16 protein-coding genes and 1 rRNA gene are annotated in these 21,925 nt (G+C 48.5%); all 17 read left to right on the plus strand.

The genetic code is table 11. From position 1 onward, the window contains the following. The first annotated feature begins 132 nt into the window (after window positions 1-132). Window positions 133-248, plus strand: a 5S ribosomal RNA gene (gene rrf, locus DDY07_RS20875). 132 nt (window positions 249-380) lie between these two features. Beyond that, window positions 381-701, plus strand: coding sequence for a Grx4 family monothiol glutaredoxin (grxD, locus tag DDY07_RS20880; protein ID WP_171697299.1), 321 nt, complete (start codon window positions 381-383; stop codon window positions 699-701). Between the two features lie 1,977 nt (window positions 702-2,678). Beyond that, entirely contained in the window at window positions 2,679-3,431 is a 753-nt protein-coding gene (amoC, locus tag DDY07_RS20885) for a bacterial ammonia monooxygenase, subunit AmoC (protein WP_171697300.1), read from the plus strand. Window positions 3,432-3,541: 110 nt separating this feature from the next. Continuing rightward, window positions 3,542-4,291: a bacterial ammonia monooxygenase, subunit AmoA gene (amoA, locus tag DDY07_RS20890; RefSeq protein WP_171697301.1), complete on the plus strand. Its 750-nt coding sequence runs from the start codon at window positions 3,542-3,544 to the stop codon at window positions 4,289-4,291. Between the two features lie 98 nt (window positions 4,292-4,389). Next, complete coding sequence (amoB, locus tag DDY07_RS20895; RefSeq protein WP_033159226.1) at window positions 4,390-5,634, plus strand: bacterial ammonia monooxygenase, subunit AmoB; 1,245 nt, start codon at window positions 4,390-4,392, stop codon at window positions 5,632-5,634. 116 nt (window positions 5,635-5,750) lie between these two features. Further along, the gene (locus DDY07_RS20900) at window positions 5,751-6,155 is read left to right on the plus strand and encodes a hypothetical protein (protein WP_171697302.1); all 405 of its coding nucleotides are present in this window, start codon (window positions 5,751-5,753) and stop codon (window positions 6,153-6,155) included. A gap of 730 nt (window positions 6,156-6,885) precedes the next feature. Continuing rightward, window positions 6,886-8,253, plus strand: a complete 1,368-nt coding sequence (tagH, locus tag DDY07_RS20905) for a type VI secretion system-associated FHA domain protein TagH (RefSeq protein ID WP_171697303.1) — start codon at window positions 6,886-6,888, stop codon at window positions 8,251-8,253. Between the two features lie 79 nt (window positions 8,254-8,332). Continuing rightward, window positions 8,333-9,673 carry a type VI secretion system baseplate subunit TssK gene (gene tssK, locus DDY07_RS20910; RefSeq protein WP_033159225.1) on the plus strand — a complete coding sequence of 447 codons (1,341 nt, stop codon included), beginning with the start codon at window positions 8,333-8,335 and terminating at the stop codon, window positions 9,671-9,673. A gap of 4 nt (window positions 9,674-9,677) precedes the next feature. Continuing rightward, window positions 9,678-10,988 (plus strand): type IVB secretion system protein IcmH/DotU, encoded by a 1,311-nt coding sequence (gene icmH, locus DDY07_RS20915; protein WP_171697304.1) that lies wholly within the window; start codon window positions 9,678-9,680, stop codon window positions 10,986-10,988. A 9-nt stretch (window positions 10,989-10,997) separates the two neighbouring features. Further along, window positions 10,998-14,546, plus strand: a complete 3,549-nt coding sequence (gene tssM / locus DDY07_RS20920) for a type VI secretion system membrane subunit TssM (RefSeq protein ID WP_171697305.1) — start codon at window positions 10,998-11,000, stop codon at window positions 14,544-14,546. Continuing rightward, on the plus strand, window positions 14,543-16,090 hold the full coding sequence (gene tagF / locus DDY07_RS20925; protein ID WP_101053063.1) for a type VI secretion system-associated protein TagF: 1,548 nt from the start codon (window positions 14,543-14,545) through the stop codon (window positions 16,088-16,090). The genes tssM and tagF overlap by 4 nt, the downstream gene beginning before the upstream one ends. 715 nt (window positions 16,091-16,805) lie before the next feature. Beyond that, window positions 16,806-17,837, plus strand: coding sequence for a type VI secretion system protein TssA (gene tssA / locus DDY07_RS20930; protein WP_171697306.1), 1,032 nt, complete (start codon window positions 16,806-16,808; stop codon window positions 17,835-17,837). Window positions 17,838-17,882: 45 nt separating this feature from the next. Further along, entirely contained in the window at window positions 17,883-18,413 is a 531-nt protein-coding gene (gene tssB / locus DDY07_RS20935) for a type VI secretion system contractile sheath small subunit (RefSeq protein WP_033159221.1), read from the plus strand. A gap of 3 nt (window positions 18,414-18,416) precedes the next feature. Then, the gene (tssC, locus tag DDY07_RS20940; protein WP_026603012.1) at window positions 18,417-19,904 is read left to right on the plus strand and encodes a type VI secretion system contractile sheath large subunit; all 1,488 of its coding nucleotides are present in this window, start codon (window positions 18,417-18,419) and stop codon (window positions 19,902-19,904) included. 166 nt (window positions 19,905-20,070) lie between these two features. Beyond that, window positions 20,071-20,553 (plus strand): type VI secretion system tube protein Hcp, encoded by a 483-nt coding sequence (locus DDY07_RS20945; protein WP_033159220.1) that lies wholly within the window; start codon window positions 20,071-20,073, stop codon window positions 20,551-20,553. 60 nt (window positions 20,554-20,613) lie between these two features. Further along, entirely contained in the window at window positions 20,614-21,420 is an 807-nt protein-coding gene (locus DDY07_RS20950; protein WP_033159219.1) for a type VI secretion system accessory protein TagJ, read from the plus strand. After that, a complete protein-coding gene (tssE, locus tag DDY07_RS20955; protein ID WP_033159218.1) occupies window positions 21,420-21,923 on the plus strand; it encodes a type VI secretion system baseplate subunit TssE in 504 nt (167 codons plus the stop codon). Before DDY07_RS20950 ends, tssE begins: the two co-directional genes overlap by 1 nt. Window positions 21,924-21,925 lie beyond the last annotated feature (2 nt).

Raw genomic sequence — 21,925 nt, forward strand, 5'->3', positions numbered from 1 at the left:
CGTTTGGGTGTCACTGACACGCTGATAAACGCAAGATAACGACACACTCGATACAGATTTCCATGAAAGCAGGTCAAAGCGAAACGCTTAAAACCTGCGCATGACGGCTGCTACAACAGCCTAACCAGTTTGCTTGGTGAACATAGCAAGCGTGAACCACCCGATCCCATCCCGAACTCGGAAGTGAAACCGCTTAGCGCCGATGATAGTGTGGCAGGTTGCCATGTGAAAGTAGGTCATCGCCAAGCTCTTAAACCAAAAGCCCTGCTTACCCATAGCAGGGCTTTTTTTTGACCCAAAATCACCCCACTGCTGCTCTCTTCTCTTTTGCGGACGGGGTTGTTAGAATCCCCTCTCATCAATGTTTAACGAGAAAACGCATGAGTGCAATAGACAGAATCCAAGCCCAATTAGCCAGCCATCCTGTGGTCTTATACATGAAAGGCACCCCGGACTTCCCTCAGTGTGGATTTTCCAGCCGGGTGGTGCAAGTCTTGCAGGCTTGCAATGCGGATTATGCCCACATCAATATCTTCGAAGACCCTGAAGTGCGTGAAGCCTTAAAAGAATACTCGCACTGGCCTACCTATCCCCAACTGTATATCAACGGCGAATTAATCGGTGGCTGCGACATCGTCATCGATCTCTTTAATAAAGGTGAGCTTAATAATATGCTGGCGAGCGTGACCGCAAAGCTATAGGTCTGCAGTCTTGGTTCTGTGTGCCAATTAAAGAAAACGCTACAGGAGAGTCGCTATTTTGCCGGCAGTTTTTTTAGGCATCTTGTTAGAAAAATCGGCAAAAATGACGCGACCGTTTATGCCTTCAGTGCTCCGATTTTGTCCACGTCACCTCGTTCCGACCCAGCACGAGGTAGGATGTTCACTGTCGCATGACTTGAAGTGGTGTCGCGATGCCATGCAAGTTTTTTACATTTTGCTGCGAAAACCTGCCCGGCCTGCGGCTTCTGGGGGCTATTCAACCTGCGTTTGATAATGTTTCGTTTCCACGGTTTCGCGGCGTTCGTTTGCTGAATCGAAATGCCAAACCAGCCGCTTCGCCAGCCAAACGGCCTGGACCCAAGCGAAAATATCAAGCCGAGGTGTTGCCAGGACCGTTGAAGTGCATCGGGTTCAACAGCGTCAACCGTTTGGCAGGCGCTTGAAGGCGGCGATCCTGGGCGCTTACCCAATCATTTGCGCGTCCTACATCCCAAGGGTTTGTCCGGCATTAAGCCTGGCTAGCTGTTAACCGCTCAAAATCCCATTCGCAAGCATCATTTAGACGAAGCTCCGCCAAGCTTAGTAGAGGTCGGTACGGTTGCTCACTGCGGCAATTTGGTGGCCTGGGATTTCGTCTGGACCTTAGCCATGACTGGGTTTTTAGCTGGCTGAACCGAAGTATGGGCACTTGGAATAAGAGCTCTCAAGGTGTTCTGGAGTAGATCCGGTTTGTAGCTGTTCCCGTTGAAGGGCTTCGATTGCGATACCCGGACTCGAGCAATGGTTCTGAATTTCTCAATCATCACTCGGTTCGCTATCTTACCGACCACCCTCGACACCCTGTCCTCAGCCACTACAGAGAAAAACGCCACGACGGAGTCAAAATCAATAAAAATACTACGCCCCGCAACGGCCTTACAAGCGCATCCGCGATCAACTCGACATTCCGGAATCCATCCAACAGCATCTTTGGGAGCATCACGTCAAGCGCAATCCCGTTACTAGCTCGCCTTTGAGCAATTTTTGAAACTGATTTTTTCAAAAGCTCAGGTTAGATCTAATGTGAGGATATAACTTTGATCCTTCGGGCGCCTTTTTTCTGAGAGGCGCTAAGGGAGCAGTTAATCCGATAACGAATGCAAGTCTGGTTGTTCTAGAAATTGACGATATAGTCGGTTGCGTCTCGGATAGTCTCGGCGTGATTGGTAGTTGTCGCGCTGTGCAACATCTTACAGTGGTAGGCTATTCTTGCTGTCGGCGGCCGCTACAATGCATAAGAAGCCGAGATCTATTTTAGTAATTTATTATCCGTCCGCAATTGCTGATTCGCGGTTGGTCCGATTGCTCGGCTTACACCTGCTTGCCCCATCGCCCCCTATCTTCTCATTCTGCTAGAGGTCCAGGCAAATCTGGGTCACCGTTCAGCCGTTGCTCCTGAATCGTTTTCCCTAATTGCAGTTTGAATACAGCTTCATAATGCCGTCATTCTGTTTCATCCATTTCGCAAAGTGAAGGTTTATTAAACTACTTGGGTGTGAATTTTTACTGGATCGCTACGTTTTGAGCTAGATGTTTTTTTGGTGCCTGAAACACAAGTGGGGGGGTAAGAAAAAATGCGAGGCGATAGATGGCGGAGTTTGGATCCAATCAATTAGGCTGCGACTTATCACATGCACAGTATTTGGTAACCTATCTATCCTAATTGAATTCGAACGGGAATTTTATCGAAACGTCGCTTAAATAGGTGTTCGAGTTTTGTTAACAGTAAAATTGCAAATGGGTGACAGCGCGCACCCAGCTAAATTAGCTTAATTTATCTTGACAAGGATTTGGCAAGTGGTAGACTGCCACGCACCTCAAGGGACCGGGGTGTCTTCGAAATGAAGGCTAATAACATGGAAAAACAAAGAACTCCCGATTTGATCGGGGATTTAGATAATCTTTTAGGAGGTAGAAATGGCTGCTACAACTGAATCAGTTAAGGCTGATGCTGCGGAAGCACCGCTTTTAAATCAAAAAAACCTGTGGGCAGGTATCACCCTGTACTTGGTTTTTTATTCTTTCATTCGTTGGTACGAAGGCGTCTACGGCTGGTCAGCTGGTCTTGACTCGTTTGCTCCAGAGTTTGAAACTTACTGGATGAACATGCTGTACATCGAGATCGTTTGTGAAGTTGTCCTGTTCGCAGGTATCAACGGCTATCTATGGAAAACTCGTGATCGTAAAGTAATGTCAATCACTCCACGTGAAGAACTGCGTCGTCATTTCACACACTGGATCTGGTTGGTTTGCTACGGTTGGGCTATCTACTGGGGCGCTTCTTACTTCACAGAGCAAGACGGTACTTGGCACCAAACCATCGTTCGTGATACTGACTTTACACCAAGTCACATCATCGAATTTTATCTGTCTTACCCAATCTATATCATCACTGGTACTGCTTCTTTCATGTATGCAAAAACAAGATTGCCTACATACCATGAAGGTCTTCACCTGATGTATATGGTTGTTGTTGTCGGTCCATTCATGATTTTGCCTAATGTTGGTTTGAATGAATGGGGTCACACATTCTGGTTTATGGAAGAGTTGTTCGTTGCACCATTGCATTACGGTTTCGTATTCTTTGGTTGGGCTGCTCTGGGTATTCTGGGTGTGGTGAATACCGAAGTAATGGCAATTACCAAATTGCTGAAAAAAGATCTGGCTTAATAAGTCAAGTCTGTAAAAGTAAATACTATCTCCTTTCTTGCCCCGCTTAGGTGGGGCAGGATAAGGGAAAGTAAAAAAAATATAATTTTAATTCTTTAGGAGGTAAGCTAATGAGCGCATCTCAATCAGCTGTACGTTCTCGTGCGGAAGCGGTACAAGTTTCCCGTACGTTTGACTGGATGATTCTTTTTACACTGTTCGTAACGGTTCTGGGCGGTTATCACATTCACTATATGTTGACTGGTGGTGACTGGGACTTCTGGACCGACTGGAAAGATAGACGTCTGTGGGTAACCGTAGCACCTATCGTTTCTATTACATTCCCTGCGGCTGTTCAAGCGTGCTTGTGGTGGAGATACCGTTTGCCAATCGGCGCAACTATTTCTGTTGTTGCTCTGATGGTTGGTGAGTGGATCAACCGTTACATGAACTTCTGGGGTTGGACTTACTTCCCAGTAAACATCTGCTTCCCATCTAACCTGCTGCCAGGCGCAATCGTTCTTGACGTTGTCCTGATGTTGGGTAACAGCATGACATTAACTGCTGTTGTTGGTGGTTTGGCTTATGGCTTGTTGTTCTACCCAGGTAACTGGCCAATCATTGCTCCTCTGCACGTTCCTGTAGAGTACAATGGCATGATGATGACTTTGGCTGACTTGCAAGGTTATCACTATGTACGTACCGGTACACCTGAGTACATCCGTATGGTAGAGAAAGGTACATTAAGAACCTTCGGTAAAGACGTTGCTCCTGTATCAGCGTTCTTCTCTGGATTCGTTTCTATCATCATTTACTTCTTGTGGCACTTCTTCGGCAGATGGTTCGCTAAAACCGACTTCATCGCTGACGACGCATCCTAATCTGAAGTTTTGATTGAAAATGACATCTGACGAATTTGAATTAACAAGTTTGTCAGTAGATCTTAATTACAAGATTCTCTAGTAATAGAGGAGGAAATATGAAAATAATTAAAGACAAAGTTGCAAAACTGTCCTTTGTCGCACTGTTGGTCGCAATGACAGCAGCGATGTTCTATGCTCCAACAGCATCTGCTCACGGTGAAAAATCACAGGCTGCGTTCATGCGTATGCGGACGATTCACTGGTTTGACCTGAACTGGTCAAAAGAAGAAGTGCCTGTTAATGAAACTATGACAATTTCCGGTAAATTCCTGGTATTCGCAGGCTGGCCGGAAACTGTTGATAAACCAGAAGTTTCATTTTTGAACGTTGGTATTCCTGGTCCTGTATTTATCCGTGCAGGTTCTTGGATCGGCGGTCAATTGGTTCCTCGTTCAGTGTCTCTGGAATTGGGCGAAGTTTATGAGTTTAAAGTTCTGTTGAAAGCTCGTCGTCCAGGTGACTGGCACGTTCACTCTATGATGAACGTACAAGGCGGTGGCCCTATCATCGGTCCAGGTAAATGGGTAACCATTACTGGTTCTATGAGCGAGTTTGTTAACCCAGTTACTACTTTGACTGGTCAAACAATCAACTTGGAAAACTATGCTCTGGACAACGTTTATTTCTGGCACGCAGTATGGTTTGCTATCGCGTTCGCATGGTTGTTGTTCTGGATCAAACGTCCATTGTTCGTTCCACGTCATATCGCTGTTAGCACAGGCAAAGCAGATTCTCTGATCTCAGCTGGCGACAAAAAAGTTGGTATGATCTTCGCTGTCGGTACGATGGTAATCGTTGCTGCCTCTATGGGTGCAACCAACGAAAAATACCCTGTAACAACTCCTTTGCAAGCTGGTTTGTTGCGCGGCATGAAAACTTATCAAATGCCTGAAGCTAACGTTTCAGTTAAAGTTGATGACGCTACATACCGTGTACCAGGTCGTGCAATGCAAATGACCTTGACCATCACAAACAACGGCGACTCAGCTGTACGTTTGGGCGAGTTCAACACTGCAGGTGTACGTTTCTTGGATCCAGCTGTTCATGAAGATGATACAGCTTACCCAGACGATTTGCTGGCTGAAGAAGGTTTAACTGTTAGCGATAACAGCCCTCTGGCTCCAGGCGAAACACGCACAATCGAAGTTACTGCTTCTGACGCTGCATGGGAAGTATATCGTTTAGCTGACTTGATCTACGATCCAGACAGCCGTTTCGCAGGTCTGTTGTTCTTCTGGGATGAAAAAGGTAACCGTCAATTGGTAACAGTTGATGCTCCTCTGATCCCAACTTTCATCTAATAGTGAAAGTGTTCTAAGTCGAAATACTTAGGAAGAAATTGAAAGCCCTCGCTATTGAAAGATAGCGGGGGTTTTTTTTAGGTAATATGCTAGGAAACCGCAGGAAAATGTTAAAAATGAAAAAAGTGCTAGTAATTTTGGGGGTTTTAGTGCTGAGCGGTTGCTCGGAAAAAGAAGAATATCAGTCCGTAGTATTGGAACAGATGAAGCAAGATAAAGATATTAAGGACTACGGAATTGAGCCGGAATTAATGACAAAATGTGTCGTCGATACTTCGTCGAATGCTATGCCAGGGTTATTCATATTAGATCCTGAAAGGCGTAAAGCATATAAAAATTACGCGAAAATGTTGGATATTAATAAGTCAACGGACCCACAAAAAACATTAATCGAATTACGAGAAAGTTTCGGTGCAGCCAAAGAGCTTGCAGAAGCACATTCAAATTATGTCGAAAGCGTAGTCGAATGTATGTCTGGTTTAGTGACTGGCGGAGAGGAAAAGTTAAAAAATAAAAAATAGGATGACGTTTTAACGAAAGCTATTTTGGTTATTACTCAAAAGTGAAATGCAAACCCAAATATGAGCAAGGCGAGTCTTAGGAGGGTTGTTGGTATATTCAGGAAAAAATGAAATAAAAAGGAGTTTATGTTGCAAAGAACCTCTGATTACTTCGGTTTTGCAAGACAACTAGGTGCCCATCATTGATTTAATTTACGCTGAAATTCGATGTTACGAATTAATCAGAGACTCCCAAAGCGACGACATCAGAAAGGTAACTAATGGCTCGAAACGTTACCGAAACTGCCGCTAGTTTAATGCATCACCGCCGTTGTTATCCTTAATCTTACAGAACTGTAAATTACTTACTTTGATGTTTGGGTGCTTCTCAAGCGCATAAGATAATCTGATCCTGTAATATCCCGGCTCAACTCGCCGGGATATTAAGTAACGACAGGAATCTCTTTATATAGAAATGCGTTCCTACAATGAGATTAAAGTGGCAAAGTCGGCGGATTGAGTTTGCATTCCTCGTTTGAAAGGCGACATATTCTAGAAGCTACAAAAGCACGAGTTTTCCGTTCATCACATAACTATAATTTCGACAACTAACAATTTGCGATGACTGTTCTTCTGATTGAGAATCGCGCAATTGATAAGATTAGACTGCTATAAAATGACTAAGTTTTTAGATAAAAGCTGACGTAAGTTGCTAAGCTATTTAACTAATGTTAACGGTAGGACGACAATCGTGCCAATTATCTTAAAAGTACTTTCTTACAAAGGTTTACCACTATCTACTGAATTGAGTGCCGAATTCGGTCAGTTAGGCGGAACAATAGGCAGAAAAGCAGGAAATACCTTGGTATTGCCTGATGCGGAAAACTTTGTATCAGGCCACCATGCTGAAATCATTTATGAGGACGGTGCTTACTTAATAAAAGACACAAGTAAAAATGGTACATATTTATCAAATGCCGGACTGAATATAAACGATGCACAAGCAAGGTTATTAGATAGTGAAATTTTGCGGATCGGAGAATATGAGATTATTGTAGAACTGCCATCAGCCGAAATATCACCAGCTTCACCCATTAGCGTCGAGAGTATTTCGCCTTCACCATTTGCCCAACCGTTTCAAAATGATCAACAGTCAATAGTCAACGAACCTCTGAATTTCTCGATTCCGCACAACGTAGCGAGTTCTCCCTTCGGAGAGCGTCCTCCTGCTTCCCCTTTTCACGATAGCTTTACCGCGCCTGAGGTGCTACCTCCCCAGAGAGATGGTAAAGATATTGCCGAATTCTTAAAAGGCTTAGATTCCTTAGGTGCGTTGGATGCACCCCTCAGCGAGTCTTCCGGGTTAGAGTTCCCGAGTTTGGAAGCAATAAATTTATCCGAGCCTATCCCTTCGAGCATAGCGTTAGATTCTAAAGACGTATTCCAAAATACGCCTAATATTGAGCGTGAAGATGGGCAGGCGGCTTCGCGAGCCAGTGTAGAGATTACGCTAGCACCCAATACGGAACCATTTATTGGGTCCAAATCGGGTGATGCGACGCTCATGAAGATGTTTCTGGATGGTGCGGGAATAAAAGATCAATCGTTTTTGACGGAAGAGCAGTGGCCGGAGGCGATGAAAGCGACTGGTGTGTTATTCCGAAATTTGATCGAAGGCTTGATGGACGTTCTACGCGCACGCGCGGAAATGAAAAGTGAATTTCGAGTTTCCGTCACCACAATCCGCTCATTTGACAATAACCCGCTAAAATTCAACCCAGATGTGGAAAGCGTACTGAAGCTGATGCTCGCACCGAATAATCCCGCGTTTATAAATTCAAATGATGCGGTAACTGAAGCGTTCAGGGATGTTAAGTTTCATCAATTGGCGATGACGGCAGGTATTCAGGCTGCACTAGGGGAGATTTTGCATCGTTTCGACCCAGACACCTTCGAAAAGGTGTTGGGCGAAGGGATTGTTTTTCAGCGAAAAGCCAAGTGTTGGGAGCTTTTTTGCGAAAAATATCCGGAACTGAAAACACAAGCAATTGAAGGATTTTTTGGGGAAGAGTTCGCTGAAGCTTATGAAAAGCAGATGCGTCTATTTGCGAGGCGGTGAAAGTTTGCAACTCAATTGAATTGGTAGCGAAAATTTCATAAGTCATTGTTAATAAATAATAAACGGTACCGAATAGAGTATGTCAATCAATAACCGGATTGTTTGGTCAGAAGGCATGTTCCTTAGACCTCAGCACTTTCAACAACATGATCGTTATCTTGAAAGTCGTATTGATGGTCGTTGCTATGGAATCAGGGCTTATGATTGGGGATTTTCGTCGCTAAAACTAGATGCAGGACAATTGGCGATAGGAAAAATCACTCTGGCAGCTGCTAGAGGGATTTTCCAGGATGGTACCCCATTCCATTTGCCAAACGAGGACGAACTACCGCTACCACTTGATGTCTCTGAAGACGTTGCAAATGAAGTAGTGTATTTAGCATTGCCGCTGAGTCGTCCTGACTCTGTTGAAGTTGATAGCGACAATAACCCCGATGGATTGGCGAGATACCGCATCACTCATAGGGATGTCAGAGACAACAATGCAGGGTACGACGCTCGTTATCCCGTGCAAATAGGCAGTATTCGTCCGAGACTTATGCTTGGCAACCAAGAAAGATCAGGCTATCTGTGCTTAGGGGTCGCCAATATCGTTGAGGTGCGCGCCGACAAAACAGTCGTACTGGATGAGAAATACATTCCCGTGGTGCTGCAGTCTTCAGCCAGTAGTATTTTGAACGGCTTCGTCCGGGAGTTGCAAGGTCTGCTGCATACCAGAGGGGAGGCGTTGGCAGCCCGCGTGGCGGGAACGTCTCAAGGTGCAGGCGTCGCAGAGGTTGCAGACTTTATGTTGCTGCAAACCATCAATCGTTACGAACCCTTGCTGGCACATTTGGCGGGGGATGCGCTGCTACATCCGGAAACTTTGTTTTCCTTGGGCCTGCAGTTGATGGGAGATCTAGCAACCTTCTACCGTCAAAATAAGCGACCCGCAGTGTTGCCCGAATATAGGCATGACGACTTGCGTATTTGCTTTATCCCGTTAATTGATGAGCTACGGCGCCTGTTAAGCATGGTGCTTGAACAAAATGCGATTCAAATTCCGTTAACCAAACATAGCCAGTCGGTTTATTACTCGGGTCGCCCCGATGTGAAATTATTGGAGCAGGCAATCTACGTATTGGCTGCCAGTGCGCAAGTATCTTCGGAGATGTTGCGCACGCATTTCCCTCCGCAGGTGAAAATTGGCCCGGTGGAAGAGATCACGCAATTGGTCACTGCTGCCCTGCCCGGTATTTCAATTCATCCTTTGCCCGTTGCCCCAAGGCAATTGCCGTATCACGCCGGATGTTCTTATTTCGAATTGGATAAGCAAAGCCCATACTGGAAGAAGATGATGGATTCCGGCGGTTTTGCCTTTCATATTGGTGGTAATTTTCCGGGATTGGAGTTGGAATTCTGGGCAATAAAAAAAGGGTGATGACATGGTGCAACAAGGACCTTTCGGCGATGACGACAAAACAGTGTTGCGGCCTTCGCCAGGTGGACGGATGCCGCAGCAGCCATCAGTGACACAAATACCGCCATCTCCGCCGCCCCAGCAGCAGACCTCAAATATCAACATTCCGTCGCTCAGTGTGCTTTCCGGAGCGGATAGCGGTTCATTATTGACTTTATCAGCCGGCATTCTGTCCTTGGCGGCTAGGCTCAGAACAACCGTTAGCTATTCTGGAGTTGATGAACTAAAGCAAAAGTTGGCTAAAGAAGTCAGAGAATTCGAGAACCGTGGCTTGAATGCAGGGTTTCAGCAAGAAACCATGCGTATGGCGAGCTACGATTTGTGTACTTTTCTGGATGAAATTATCCAAAACACGCCTTGGGGCTCACAAAGTAATTGGGGGCATCAAAGCCTGCTTATCCTATTTCATAAAGAAGCCTGGGGCGGCGAACGCTTTTTCCAAATACTCGAACATCTGGTGAAACAACCCGCGCAAAATTTACCGCTCATCGAGCTTTGCTATGTGTTGTTAAGTTTTGGGTTCGAAGGTAAATATCGGGTCATGGCCAATGGTGCCAACGAATTGGAAAAACAACGTCTTGAGTTGTATCAACTGATTCAGCGAGTAAGAGGGGATTTCCCAACGGAGCTGTCGCCGCGCTGGCACGGGCAAAAAAGTGGTAATAGCTCGTTGATAACGCAAGTGCCCTTATGGGTTTTTGCCAGCGTAGCTGGTGGCCTGTTGCTGCTTTGTTATCTGGGGTTTGCGTTTTTTATTAATTCGGTATCCGATCCTGCCTATCGGGAATTACTGAAATTGGCCAAGGAGCCGGTACAAGCGGCAGCGGCCGCTACGATCACTCCGTCTGCACCGGTTATCGCCAACAGATTGGAACGCTTTAAACCGTTATTACGCGATGAAATCGCCCAGAATATGGTCGAAGCGGTCGACGATAGCATCATTCGCGTTCGTAATTCCTTCCCCTCCGGTAGCGATCAAGTCAAACCGGAGTTTTTACCGATGTTGAAAAAAATCGCCAAAGAACTTGAGAATGAACAAGACTCGATTTTGGTAACCGGGCATACCGACGACAAGCCCATTGTGTCGGCCCGCTTTCCGTCCAATTGGCATTTGTCTGCGGCACGCGCTAAAAACGTCTTGGCAATTTTGACTGCGTCCGCCCAACTAAAAGGTTCGGCCAGAGCGGAAGGCAGGGCTGACGGCGAGCCTCTGGAACCCAATGATACGCCTGAACATCGAGCCTTAAATCGGCGCGTCGACATCTTGATTAAGTGAGAATACCGCGTGGAACGGATAATCAGTTTTTTTAAAACAAAGTGGGTACTTGAACTGATCGGTATCGTGATTTTGTCGGTACTGATTTGGTTTATCGGGCCTTTAATCGCAATTGCCGGCAGTGTGCCGTTGGAAACCGATTTAAGCCGGATTATAACGATAAGCGTCATAGTCGGATGTTGGTTGCTTTACCGCTTGGCCGCGTGGCTGTTATCGCGTAAGCGCGAGCAGCGTTTGATGGCCGATTTGGCTGGCGGCGCCGATGCAAACGATGCGCAAACGGCCTCCGCAGCCGAGTTGGATGTATTGAATCGCGGCTTCGATGAGGCTTTGGCTTTACTGAAAACTACCAGTGCTAAACAACACGGTCGGAAGCAGTATCTTTACGAATTACCTTGGTACGCCATTATCGGTGCGCCAGGCTCCGGCAAAACCACAGCATTAATCAATTCCGGATTACATTTCCCCTTGGCCGAACGCTTGGGCAAGCATTCGGTAAAAGGCGTCAGCGGCACGCGAGATTGTGATTGGTGGTTCGCCGACGAAGCGGTGTTATTGGATACTGCCGGTCGCTATACCACCCAAGATAGCCATCAAGAAGTGGATGCTACCGCCTGGCATGGTTTCTTGCAGTTGTTAAAAAAATATCGACCACGCCGCCCTCTGAACGGGGTATTTGTGGCGGTGAGTGTCAGTGATTTAATTCAGCAGACCGAGGAAGAATTACGCCAACATGCCGCAGCAATCAGGCGGCGGATTACGGAACTTAATGCGCAATTGGGTGTGCAATTGCCAGTCTACGTGCTGTTCACGAAAGTAGACCTCGTGGCGGGATTTAGCGATTTTTTTGCCAATTTAACCGAAGACGAGCGAAGCCAGGTGTGGGGTGAGACGTTTATTCGTGCCGACAACGATAAAGAAGATCTGGCCGCTCACTTGGTGCAATTTGAAAAGGCCTATGACGAATTGACCGAGAGGTTGGTACAACGCCGTTTGAAGCGTATCCAGGAAGAGCGCGATGTGCAGCGGCGTACGGCTATTTTCGATTTTCCTCAACAAATGATGCTGTTCAAATCCGTGGCAACCGGGTTTCTGGACGCTGCATTTGCCACCAATCGCTACGAAGAGCCTTTCCTGTTACGCGGCGTTTATTTCAGCAGCGGCACCCAAGAGGGTACGCCGATAGATAGAGTGATGGCGGCGTTGGCCTCAAGCTTTAGATTGGAAAGGCAAGCAACACCGTTAATGAGCGGGCGCGGTAAAAGCTATTTTTTGACTAAGCTTCTGAAGCAAGTCGTGTTTCCCGAAGCCGAATTGGTTGGCGTGGACCCAAAGGTAGAGCGGCGTTTTCGTTTGATGAACCTCGCCGGCTTTGCCGCCACCTTTGCGCTTGTGGCGATAGCGGTAGTGGTGTGGATGGTCAGTTTTGCCACGAATAAGTCGGCGATTGCCGATGTCGAAAAACAGGTAGAAATTTACCGAGCCAGTAATCTTGTTCCCACCGATTCGCGCTCCGGTTTTTTGGCCTTGTTGCCCAAGCTTAATGCCTTACAAGCCGCCAAAGACGTGTATGCACAAACCGGCTGGAGCAGTGGTTTTGGTTTATACCAAGGCGACAAAATCGATTCAGCCATCGATATTGCCTATCAGCGCTTGCTTCGTGAAAATTTTCAGGCCTTGATTACGCTGCGCTTGAAAGAGCGTATGCAAAGCGATGAAGGCAAAAATCTGGATGTACTTTACCAATTATTGCGTGTTTATCTGATGTTCGGCGAGCCGCAACGGATGGATGCCAAGGTTGCCCAGCCTTGGGTGAAATTGGATTGGGAGCAAATGTTTGCCACCGACCCGGAGACCCAAGCCAAATTACAGTTACATCTGGATAATTTGTTGGCTTTGAATTTGGATCCAGCTGCTATCGATAACAGTTTTGTCGACGCAGTGCGTAATAAATTGACGCAAATTCCTCTGGTCAATCAACTTTATAGCCGTTTTAAAAGTGAGGCGCTGTTTGATCGCAGCCACGACATTTCGGTTGCCGGACAATTAGCGCCGAATGGCGGCCGAGTGTTTACCGCGAACGGCAAGGAATTGGATACATTGGTGGTCCCCGGCTTGTTTAGCAGTTACGGTTATACGGAGTTGTTTCTGAAAAAAGGCATGGTTTACGTCAAGGAAGCCAGCGAACAAAATTGGGTACTTGGCGTAAACGGCGCAAGTACGCCTGTCGAAATTGATCGTTTATATAGCGATTTCAAACGCCTGTATTTGGGAGATTACCAAAAGACCTGGGATAGCGTGCTGACGGCGGTTAAGTTCCGCCCGCAGCCCAGCAATAATCAGTTGGTAGATACGCTGGATCTGCTGTCGCGACCCGATTCGCCATTGAAGCTCTTGTTGGAGTTGGTCGAAAAAAATACCGCGTTAAGTAAGCTCTCGTCCGAATTGGCCGATGCGTTGGCAAAATCCACCGGCGGTGCTTTGGCGGTTCCGGAGGCCGCTACCCAAAAACTGCTGGCGATGGCTAAACAAAGCGACGGTGGCGTCGATCCGGTCAAGGCATTGGAAACTTACTTCGAACCTTACAATATGCAAGTGCGGGGCGCTGCCGACAGGCCTGCTCCGATCAATGCGACGATGGCGAGTATCAAAAATCTGCACGATTATCTGATGCAGATTGGGTCGGCACCTAATAGTGGCGGTCAAGCCTTGTCTACCGAAGCGGCGCGATTTGCCGGCGGCGGTGTTGACCCTCTGCAAGCAGCCAAAATGGAATTTGCCCGTTTGCCCGGTCCGGTTGCAGCCTCGCTGAATGCGTTGACCAGCACGGGCGGGCAACAAATCAAAACCGGCGCGAAAGGGCAACTCAACGAAATGTTGAAAACCGCGGTGACGATGCCCTGCAAAAGCGCTTTGGCCGGCCGTTATCCGTTTGCAAAAAATACTCAGCAGGACGTGTTGATGGCTGATTTCGGCAAAGTTTTTGCCGCTAACGGGATTGTCGATCAGTTTTTTAACGCTAACCTCAAGGCATTTGTTGATACTGCGGCGGTGCAGTGGCAGGAGCTTAATTCGGATAAGGCTTTAGGCTTATCGGCGGCTAGTATTCGCCAGTTTCAGATTGCATCGAAAATTCGTGACGCATTTTTTCCTGGTGGCGGCGCGGTGCCGCAAGTGCAATTCGAGTTAAAACCCTTGGCCTTGGACGACAAAGTCAGCACCTTCAGATTAAATGTCGAAGGCCAGGAGTTGGTTTACCGCCACGGTCCTGAGCAACTCACCAAGTTTCAGTGGCCCGGCACCAATAATAGTGCCGGGGTCAGAGTGGTGTTCGAAGGTTTGGACGGCAAACAAGTCAGCAAATCTAAGGAAGGGGCCTGGGCATTGTTCAGGATGTTCGACGAATTCAACATCCAACCCACTGGCCTGCCGGACCGCTTTAATTTGACCGTACAACTGGAAGGTTATACCGCGAAATTTGAGTTGCGCGCGGCCAGTGTCAATAATCCATTTGGCATCAGCGAATATCAAAGCTTTCGTTGTCCGGAGTCACTATGAGTTCTATGGATGGGTTGAGCGTCGGCTTTTTCGGAAAAGTGCCGGGCCTTGGCGATTTTGTCAGTCGGCGGCTGCCCAGGCACTTTATCGAGCCATGGGACCAGTGGTTACAGGCGTCGATGCGTTCCAGTCAGGAAACATTGGGAGAGAGTTGGTTATCCTTGTTTTTGGTTAGCCCGCTTTGGCGCTTTGCTTTGAGACCTGGTGTGTGCGGTGCGAGTGCTTGGGCCGGTGTCATGATGCCCAGTGTGGATAGGGTCGGTCGCTATTATCCGTTGACGTTGGCGCAAGCCGTCAGTGCGGAGTCTTTGTTGTCATTGTTTTCGCCGGAATCGGCATGGTTTGCACAATTGGAAGACGCTGCGCTATCAGTGTTGAATGACTCCTGCGATCTGGACCGGTTTGATAAGGGGCTGATGGAAATCGGTTCGGCTGACAGCCTGACACCGCAGTATTTTCAAGCTGATTCTAGCGGCGGATTAGGGGTATCTAACGGCAAGCTCGCATTTCGTTTCGATTTGGAGGGCCTGGATCAGACGGATGTAGTGTTTCCGCACTTGAGTCAGCGTTTGTTGGATCGCTTTATGCCGGGTTACAGCATTTGGGCGAGTGAAGGCGGCCAGTCGAATCGCCCCAATCTGCTGATTTGCGAAGGCTTGCCGCCTATCGATGCTTACGCGAGTTTTTTGCAGGGTATGCCGCAGGCTGGCAGATCTTGGCAGGTGCAGAGCTATCGCCAAGACCAAAGCGTCAAAAAAATCGAGAGAGAGCCGAGCGCCTCTGCGGTAGGCGCAACGGCGAGCCAGGACATAACGCTTCCAAACTCGACAAAGTGGGCTTCCTACGGGGTTACGGTGGTCGGCAATAAGCGTAAGCACAATGAGGATGCCTTGCTCGATTGCCCGTCACTGGGACTGTGGGTGGTTGCTGATGGCATGGGTGGGCATCAATCCGGCGATGTTGCCAGCCGCTTGGTGGTGGATTCTTTATCGACCTTGGAATTTACCGAAAACCTGGATAATCAGGTCGAAGCCGTTTCCCGCAAATTACATAAGATTAACGACGATTTATGCCGTTTTGCTTCGGGCATTCAGCAAGGCAGTATTGTCGGAACCACTGTAGTCGCCTTGCTGGCCAAGGGCGACCAGTGCGCGGCCATTTGGGCGGGAGATAGCCGTTTATACCAATTACGCCAAGGCGAGTTTACGCAGATTACCCGCGACCATACCTTGATCGACGAATTGATGGATTCTGGTGTGATGACCCGGGAAGTGGCGGCCCAGCAAGTGGGAGCGAATGTGATTACCCGCGCGGTGGGTGGGCAATTGACGCTGGCGTTGGATGTGCTGCGCTTTCAGGCTGCCGGCGGTGATCGTTATCTGCTCTGTAGCGACGGCTTGGATAAAGAATTATCGGAAGCCGAAATTGCGGAATTGATGGGCTCAGGCAGTTGCCAGTCGGCCGCTGAAGCCCTGATTAACCAAGCTTTGAGCAGAAGCGGTCGAGATAATATTACCGTATTAGTCGCCGAATTTAGTGGTTAAGCCGAAATCAGGATGCTGCCCTTACGTCCGGATTCTTGGGTCTCGGTATCTTTTGGAAGAAATACGCTTCAACAATCTTATAAGCGCGTAGATTCTCAGATGGACGGCTGTGGTCGGTAGTGTCTTTGGGGAATGGCTGTCAACGTGCGCTTAGTATAGATAGACCCAAGATGTGAAGCAGCCGATGTGAGCATTCGGCGACGCTAGAACGCGAGAGGCTTTTGCACCACGAAACAATGGACGGATTTTTTGAATGGAAAACGGTATTTCCCCTCGCGGTAGCCAGGCACCGCAAGTACCGAATATCGTATCCGTTACGAAATATCGTGCCGACTTGGCGCTGCAATGGTGTGTGCATGTTGTGATTTAGCACGCCGTTTGAATTTTTAATTATGTTATATCAATGTCTTACGGTTTTGTAGGCGTAGGGTTCATGAGTTGGCATGTTAAATGATCCCGATGCCTTATCTATTGATGAGCAAATGCAACTTGATAGGTATAAGATTCCGCGACATTTAGGGTTTTTTAGTTTAAAGCGTGACATGAAAAACCGACTAGACTAATGCGAATTGGTTTTGGGCTTAATATAGGCGTAACAAGTCCGGGGCACTATAGAATTGGGTCGATTGTAAGAAACGGGGCGCAAGGCACAAGGTTTCGTTACCGCTTTTCAATCGGTTGATGTTAACAATTGGATTACCATAGAGGCTTAAAAATGGCGGATTTGTCCGGATTACTAGAACCCGTTTCGGCGGAGCAGCCTTGTGGTGATAACCTTGAGTATGACAATGCCAGGGTGGCATTGGACACCAATATCTTAGGGACCCCGGAAAATCAGTTTTCTGGCGAGAAGGCGTTGCCGCCTAACTGGCGCGAGGTCTACAAGGAGGCTTTGGCGTTATTGCAGCGTTCCAAAGATTTGCAAGTCATTTTGTACTTGATCCGGACACTGATCAATGTTGAAGGTTGGAGAGGTTTTCGCGATGGACTGAGCTTTCTGGAAGAGTCCTTGACCCGTTATTGGGATTCCATACACCCTCAACTCGATCCCGACGACGGCATGGATCCGACGTCGCGAATCAATATTTTGGAAGAGCTTGCCAGCTTCGACCTGATAATCAGGCCTCTAAGTTTGGCGGTGCTGGTCGAGTCGAAAGCCATCGGCAGGTTTTGTTTGCGTGACATTCAGTACGCAACCGACCGGCTGGAAGTGCCCAAGGGCATGACAAAGCCAGACAACGGCGCTATCAACGCGGCTTTTCTGGATATGGATGACGCGGCGTTAGCTGATAATTATCAGGCATTGGTCGACAGTATCAAGATCGTCGAGCGGATCGATGCTTTCGTCAACGAAAAAGTCGGAGCCAGCCAAGGCGCGGTATTGACGCCGTTGAAAGCTTTACTGAAGGAAGTCAGGGATGATTTCGATCATTACGCGGGGTCGCGGTTGTCCAGCGACGCCGAGACTGAGGCAGGCGACGATGGCAGCAGCGCTGAGGCGGGTGATGAGGTAAAGCCCGTTAAATCCAAAGCGGTGAGCGGCGCCATTGAGTCGCGCCAAGATGTGGTGAGAACGTTGGATGCGCTTTGTAAATATTATGCGGACTACGAGCCGTCTAGCCCCGTGCCCATTTTGTTGCGTCGGGCCAAGCATCTGGCAACTGCAGATTTCTTGGAAATCGTCCAAAACTTAATGCCGGATGCGCTTTCCCAAATAAGTGCGATAAAGGGTCCCGACCCAAGTTAGAAACTGATTTTTGGTAGTCCTTCTTAATGTCAAGCGGAGAATACAATGGCTGAAAGTAGTCAGAAGTTTATACAACGAAACCGGGCACCCCGGGTACAGATTGAATACGATGTTGAACTCTACGGTTCCGAGAAAAAGGTGCAGTTGCCGTTCGTGATGGGCGTCATGTCGGATTTGTCGGGTAAGCCAGCCGAACCTTTAGCACCAGTGGCGGATCGCAAATTGTTGGAAATCGATGTCGATAATTTCAATGATCGATTGAAATCGATGAAACCACGGGTCGCATTCCAAGTTCCCAATACCTTGACCGGCGAAGGTAATTTGAATGTCGATATCACCTTTGAAAGTATGGATGACTTTTCTCCCGCAGCGGTTGCCAAAAAAGTGGCGGGCTTGGATAAAGTCTTGGAAGCCAGAACCCAGTTGTCCAATTTGATTACCTATATGGACGGTAAAACCGGCGCGGAGGAATTAATCGCGAAGTTAGTTAACGACCCCGCGTTGCTACAAACCTTGGCGGCGTCAGCGAAACCGGCGGAAGCAGGCGGTGATGCCGCTGAAGGAAAAGGGGAGTAAGCCATGGCCGAATTAGAAACCCAAGGCGGACAAGGCGCAACACAAACCCTGGAGTTGGACGATTTTTCCGCATTATTGTCCAAGGAGTTCAAGCCAGGCACCGAGGCAGCCAATCAGGTCAATACCGCAGTAACAACGTTGGCGCAATATGCGTTACAGGATGTTTCCAAAGTATCCGACGATGCCATTAAAACGATCCAGTCGATTATCGCCAGCCTGGATCAGAAAATCACCGAACAATTGAATCTCGTCATACACCATCCCGATTTTCAAAAACTGGAAGGCGCCTGGCGCGGCTTGCATTACTTGGTCAACAACACCGAAACCGACGAAATGTTGAAAATTCGCGTGTTGAATATCACCAAAAACGAGTTGGGTAAAACCCTGAAAAAGTTCAAAGGTACCGCCTGGGACCAAAGCCCGCTGTTCAAAAAACTGTACGAAGAAGAATACGGCACGTTTGGCGGCGAACCCTTCGGTTGCTTGGTGGGCGACTACCATTTCGATCACAGTCCGCAAGATGTGGAATTGTTGGGCGAGATGGCAAAAATCAGTGCCTCCGCGCATACCCCGTTCATTTCCGGCGTGGCGCCATCGGTGCTGCAAATGGAAAGTTGGTCCGAATTGGCCAATCCGCGTGATTTGACCAAAATTTTTCAAACGCCGGAATACGCGGCTTGGCGCTCGTTGCGCGAGTCCGAAGATTCCCGTTACCTCGGTTTGGCTATGCCGCGCTTCCTGAGCCGTTTACCTTATGGCTCGAAAACCGATCCGGTCGAAGAGTTTGATTTCGAGGAAGATACCTCGGGCGCTGATAGCAGTAAATATACGTGGTCTAACGCGGCTTACGCGATGGCAGTCAACATCAATCGCTCGTTCAAATATTACGGCTGGTGTTCGCAGATTCGCGGTATTGAATCCGGTGGCGCAGTGGAAGGATTACCGGTGCATTCGTTTCCGACCGATGAAGGCGGCGTCGACATGAAGTGCCCGACCGAGATCGCCATTACCGACCGCCGTGAAGCGGAATTGGCCAAAAGCGGTTTCATGCCCTTGTTGCACAAAAAAAATACCGATTTCGCCGCGTTCATCGGTGCGCAATCGCTGCAAAAACCGGCTGAATACACCGATCCGGATGCCACCGCCAACGCCAACTTGGCTGCGCGCCTGCCGTATTTGTTTGCTACCTGCCGGTTTGCGCACTATCTGAAATGCATCGTTCGAGACAAAATCGGATCGTTCAAGGAGCGCCAAGACATGCAGGCGTGGTTGAACACCTGGATCAGCCAATACGTGTTGACCAATCCAGCAGTGGCCACCGAAAAAGACAAAGCGCGTCGGCCATTGGCCGGTGCGGAAGTGGTGGTCGAGGAAGTCGAGGGTAATCCTGGATATTATCAATCTAAGTTTTTCCTTAGACCGCACTATCAGTTGGAAGGGTTGACGGTTTCCTTGCGACTGACATCTAAATTACCGTCGCAAAAAGGTTAAGTCCTATTCGTTGAATAAGGCTAGGAAGTACGCTATTTGCCGGGGCAGCAATACGAAATTCCCGGCGGTGGCGGTTAGTCGTTTTATATCCCGGCTTGCCGGAGCTGTAAATCTGTGGGTGGATGCCCGTTTGTATTTTTATCACTAACTTCGAAAGGAGAGCACTATGATCTTATTAAAATTCGCGACCGAAATTAAAGGCGATAGCACCGTAGCCAGCCATACGGACTGGATTACCGTAGACAGTTTGCAAATGGGCGTAGGTCGTGCCATTTCGACCAGCGGCGTCGGCAAAGACCGCGATACCAGCAATCCTTCGTTTTCCGAAGTCACCCTGACTAAAAGCATGGACATCGCGTCCGTCGACCTGTGGATGCAGTCCATCTGCGGCAAAAGCTTGGGTACAGCAACATTCCATTTCATCCAAACCGGCGGCGCGGATGCCAAGGGTCAAGTGTATCTGGAAATCGAACTGGCCGACGCTATCATCAGCGGCTACAGCCAATCCAGCGGCGGTGACCGCCCTCACGAGAGCATATCCATCAACTTCAACGAAGTTAAAATGAAGTACAACACTTTCGGCGAAGGCGAAGCACCAGCCGCCGGCGCATTCAAAGGTTGGAACTTGATGAAAAACGAAACCGTGTAATCCCCGACCCCGGTGGAATCAACACCACTGGGGTTATTTTTGCACTCATCGGAGAATCGTATGCAGGATGTTTCACGTCTTATCGCCGAAGGCGAGCTGGATGCGGCATTGCAGCAAACCCAGCAGTACATCAGGCAAAATCCGGCCGATCCTAAATCGCGGATCCTGCTGTTTCAGCTGTATTGCGTGCAGGGCCTTTGGGATAAGGCGCTAAATCAACTTAATGTGTTGCGCGACTTGGATGCCTCCACCTTGTTGATGGTTAGTACTTACGAACAAGTTTTACTCTGTGAAGCCTTACGTAAGGACGTGTTTGCCGCACGCAAAACGCCTTTGATTTTTGGCGAGCCGCCAGCATGGTTGGCTTTACTGTTAGAAGCGCTAATACGGGAAAACAGCGGCGATTTTCAGCAGGCCGTGGCATTACGAACTGAGGCCTTACAGCAGGCGCCGGCTACCGCTGGAGCGTTGGACGGTACGCCGTTTGAATGGTTAGCAGACGCTGATAGCCGTTTGGGACCGGTGTTGGAGGCTGTCGTCAATGGCCGCTATTACTGGGTGCCGTTTATGCAGATCAGCAAAATACAGCTGGAAAAACCCACCGATTTACGCGATTTGGTATGGATACCGGCGCAATTTACCTGGATCAATGGTGGCGAAGCCAGCGGCTTGATACCTTGCCGTTATCCGGGTTCGGAAGCCGACTCGGACGCTCGCATCCGCCTGTCCCGTTTAACCGAATGGAATGAAGTCGCAGACGGTTTAATGCATGGCAAGGGGCAGCGCCTATTGGCCACCGACGTCGACGATTACGCGCTGTTAGATGTCCGTACTATTGAATTCAATGCGCCGGCAGGGCTGGAATAATGGCCGATTTACTGCACGCGGAACGTCTCCAACCGTCCTTGCTGGATCGGTTGACCGACGAAGCTCCCGACAAACGCGCGGAAACCCGCGAGCAACGTGTCATGTCTCTGCGCCAGTTGCGGCAGAGCGTATTGCGCGATTTAAGCTGGCTGCTGAATACCGCAGCGTTCGAGAGCATGGTCAATTTGACCGACTATCCGTTTGTGGCTCGTTCCGTATTGAATTACGGGACACCGGTCTTGTCCGGCGTATCGCTGACCGGGATTGACGTTAAAAAGATCGAACGTAAAGTCCGGCAGGCAATTAACGATTTCGAGCCCAGAATCTTGGCGGACTCGCTGTCGGTAGAATTGGCAAAAGCCGATGATCAAATGAATCACAAGGCACTGTCGTTTCGTATCGAAGGCGATTTGTGGGCGCAGCCGTTGCCGATACATTTATACATTCGCAGCGACCTGGATCTGGAAACCGGCGAAATCAGCGTCAAGGAACTGGACGGTTAACC

The sequence above is a fragment of the Methylomonas sp. ZR1 genome, from assembly GCF_013141865.1.
Taxonomy (GTDB): Bacteria; Pseudomonadota; Gammaproteobacteria; order Methylococcales; family Methylomonadaceae; genus Methylomonas.

What these genes read in the sequence shown, in the direction of transcription:
- tssE (WP_033159218.1), top strand. Translation starts at nt 21,420, where the DNA reads ATGGCCGATTTACTGCACGCGGAACGTCTCCAACCGTCCTTGCTGGAT.
- tssB (WP_033159221.1), top strand. Translation starts at nt 17,883, where the DNA reads ATGGCTGAAAGTAGTCAGAAGTTTATACAACGAAACCGGGCACCCCGG.
- DDY07_RS20950 (WP_033159219.1), top strand. Translation starts at nt 20,614, where the DNA reads ATGCAGGATGTTTCACGTCTTATCGCCGAAGGCGAGCTGGATGCGGCA.
- amoA (WP_171697301.1), top strand. Translation starts at nt 3,542, where the DNA reads ATGAGCGCATCTCAATCAGCTGTACGTTCTCGTGCGGAAGCGGTACAA.
- tagF (WP_101053063.1), top strand. Translation starts at nt 14,543, where the DNA reads ATGAGTTCTATGGATGGGTTGAGCGTCGGCTTTTTCGGAAAAGTGCCG.
- tssA (WP_171697306.1), top strand. Translation starts at nt 16,806, where the DNA reads ATGGCGGATTTGTCCGGATTACTAGAACCCGTTTCGGCGGAGCAGCCT.
- tssK (WP_033159225.1), top strand. Translation starts at nt 8,333, where the DNA reads ATGTCAATCAATAACCGGATTGTTTGGTCAGAAGGCATGTTCCTTAGA.
- amoB (WP_033159226.1), top strand. Translation starts at nt 4,390, where the DNA reads ATGAAAATAATTAAAGACAAAGTTGCAAAACTGTCCTTTGTCGCACTG.
- DDY07_RS20900 (WP_171697302.1), top strand. Translation starts at nt 5,751, where the DNA reads ATGAAAAAAGTGCTAGTAATTTTGGGGGTTTTAGTGCTGAGCGGTTGC.
- icmH (WP_171697304.1), top strand. Translation starts at nt 9,678, where the DNA reads ATGGTGCAACAAGGACCTTTCGGCGATGACGACAAAACAGTGTTGCGG.
- tssC (WP_026603012.1), top strand. Translation starts at nt 18,417, where the DNA reads ATGGCCGAATTAGAAACCCAAGGCGGACAAGGCGCAACACAAACCCTG.
- amoC (WP_171697300.1), top strand. Translation starts at nt 2,679, where the DNA reads ATGGCTGCTACAACTGAATCAGTTAAGGCTGATGCTGCGGAAGCACCG.
- DDY07_RS20945 (WP_033159220.1), top strand. Translation starts at nt 20,071, where the DNA reads ATGATCTTATTAAAATTCGCGACCGAAATTAAAGGCGATAGCACCGTA.
- grxD (WP_171697299.1), top strand. Translation starts at nt 381, where the DNA reads ATGAGTGCAATAGACAGAATCCAAGCCCAATTAGCCAGCCATCCTGTG.